General features: G+C 72.4%; 2 protein-coding genes and 1 pseudogene. 2 read left to right on the top strand and 1 reads right to left on the bottom strand.

Annotation, left to right across the window (positions count from 1 at the left end):
• Positions 1-390 (top strand): annotated as a pseudogene (locus tag ACR9ZG_RS18685) (hypothetical protein); the annotation flags it as partial.
• Positions 391-414: 24 nt separating this feature from the next.
• Here ACR9ZG_RS18685 and guaB1 read toward each other — a convergent pair.
• On the bottom strand, positions 415-1,854 hold the full coding sequence (gene guaB1, locus ACR9ZG_RS18680) for a GMP reductase (RefSeq protein ID WP_481286345.1): 1,440 nt from the start codon (positions 1,852-1,854) through the stop codon (positions 415-417).
• A 132-nt stretch (positions 1,855-1,986) separates the two neighbouring features.
• Here guaB1 and ACR9ZG_RS18675 point away from each other — a divergent pair.
• The coding region (locus ACR9ZG_RS18675) for a 2-oxoglutarate dehydrogenase E1 subunit family protein (RefSeq protein ID WP_481286344.1) at positions 1,987-2,273 on the top strand (287 nt) is incomplete at its 3' end.

The raw sequence follows: 2,273 nt of genomic DNA, 5'->3' as shown, positions 1-2,273 counted from the left end.
GAGATGACCACCACCGCACCGACCGACGGCGCCGCCCCCGTCGCCTCCCACGGCCGCGGGGCGGGGGAGGCGCATCCGCCGCAGACCGCGTATGCGCAGACCCCGTCCGCACACACTCCCTCCGCGCAGACCCCGCAGGCGCACGGCAATCTCCTGCGCCGCTGGCCGGTCTGGGCGCAGAACACCGCGCTCATCGTCGGCGCCGTCGCGGTGCTCGTGATCGTCTTCTTCGCCGGGTTCTTCACCGCCCAGGCGACCGATGGAGCGCGGGGCGGCTTCGGCACGAACCAGGACTTCGGACCGCGTCAGTTCGGCGGCGTCCCCGGCACTGGATCGGACGGCACCGGGTCGGACGGCACCGGCACGGACGGCGCCGGTTCCGGTTCCTGACCCCGCCCGCTCGGCCGCGTCCGCTCACCAGCTGACCGGGAGCGCCTTGCCCTCCTCGTAGCCCGCCGCCGACTGGATGCCCACGAGCGCCCGCTCGTGGAACTCGGGCAGCGTGCGCGCACCGGCGTACGTGAACGACGAGCGCAAGCCGGTCGTGATCATGTCGAGCAGGTCCTCCACCGACGGCCGCAGCGGGTCGAGGTAGATGCGCGAGCTCGAGATGCCCTCGGCGAACAGCGTCTTGCGGGCCAGCTCGAAGGCGTCGAGCCGCTCGAACCGGCCCTTGACGGCCTTCGTGCTCGCCATGCCCCAGCTCTCCTTGTAGAGCGCGCCGCGCTCGTCGCGGGCGAGCAGGCCGGGCGCCTCGATGGTGCCCGCGAACCAGGAGCCGATCATGACGGAGGCGCCGCCCGCCGCGAGCGCGAGGGCCACATCGCGCGGGTAGCGCACGCCGCCGTCGGCCCAGACGTGCGCGCCGAGCTCGCGTGCCGCGGCGCTGGTCTCGAGCACCGCAGAGAACTGCGGCCGCCCGACGGCCGTCATCATGCGGGTCGTGCACATCGCGCCGGGCCCTACGCCCACCTTGAGGATGTCGGCGCCCGCCTCCACGAGGTCGCGCACGGCCTGCTCGGTGACGACGTTGCCCGCGACGATCGGCAGGCCGAGATTCAGCCCCTTCACCTCGCGGATGGCGCGGCGCATCCCGCCCTGGTCCCCGTGGGCGGTGTCGATGACGAGCACGTCGACGCCGGCCGCGGCGAGCGCCTTCGCCTTGCCGGCGACGTCGCCGTTGATGCCGACCGCGGCGGCGACCCGCAGGCGCCCGTCCGCGTCGAGCGCCGGCTGGTAGATCGTGGAGCGGAGGGCGCTGCGCCGGCTGAGCGTTCCGACGACCCGGCCGTGGTCGAGCACGGGCGCGAAGTCGATGCCGGCGGCGTCCATGACCGCGAAGGCGGCCTTGCCGTCGGTGAGGTCCTCCGCCTCCAGCGAGGTCAGGGCGCCGTGCAGCAGGTCGCCGATGCGGGCGTCCGGCAGCGCGGAGCCGAGCTGGCTCGACGCGAGGCAGCCGAGATAGTCGCCGTCGGCCCCCTGCACGACGATGCCGTGCCCCTCCACCGCCGGGATGCGCCGCAGGACGTCGGCGACGGTCTCGTCCGGGTGCGCGTCGTACGGGGTGTCGAAGGCGACCGGCTGGGCCTTCACCCAGCGGATCGCCTCGTCGAGATCCTGCAGATGCATGTCCTGGGGCAGCACGCCCAGACCGCCGCGGCGTGCGACGGTCGCGGCGAGGCGCTTCCCGGTCACCGAGTTCATGTTCGCGGACACGATCGGGATGGTGGCGCCGGTGCCGTCGTTCGGGGCGAGCGACACGTCGAGCCGGCTGGTGACGTCCGACCGGGAGGGGACGAGGAAGACGTCCGAGTAGGTGAGGTCGTGGCGGGGCGACGTTCCATAGAACTGCATGGGAATAACGGTATCGCCACCCGCTGGACGCAGGCACGGAGACGAGGAAGGGATTAGGCTTGAACCTCGGATGGAAGCGGGCGCCACGAGCTGCCCGATCGGACGAAATCAACGGAGAGTGGGCGATCGGCTGTGTCGAGCCAATTGACCGGAGTGGGAACCGACGACGGGTCGTCGGGCGAATTCGGAGCCAACGAATGGCTGGTGGATGAGCTGTACGAGCAGTTCATCCACGACCGCAACTCGGTCGACAAGTCCTGGTGGCCGATCCTCGAGAGCTACCAGCCGACGGTGAAGGAGGAGGGCGCTCAGTCCTCGATCCCGTCACCCGACGAGACCCCGGCCCCGTCGCCCGCCGAGCCCACGGTGCCGGCCCCTGCCGAGCCGACCGCCCCGACCCCGGCCGAGCCGACCGTCCC

Source organism: Leifsonia sp. KNZ12-8B (genome assembly GCF_056755495.1).
Note: the sequence above shows the minus strand (reverse complement) of the source record. Positions and strands in the feature narration are given on the sequence as shown.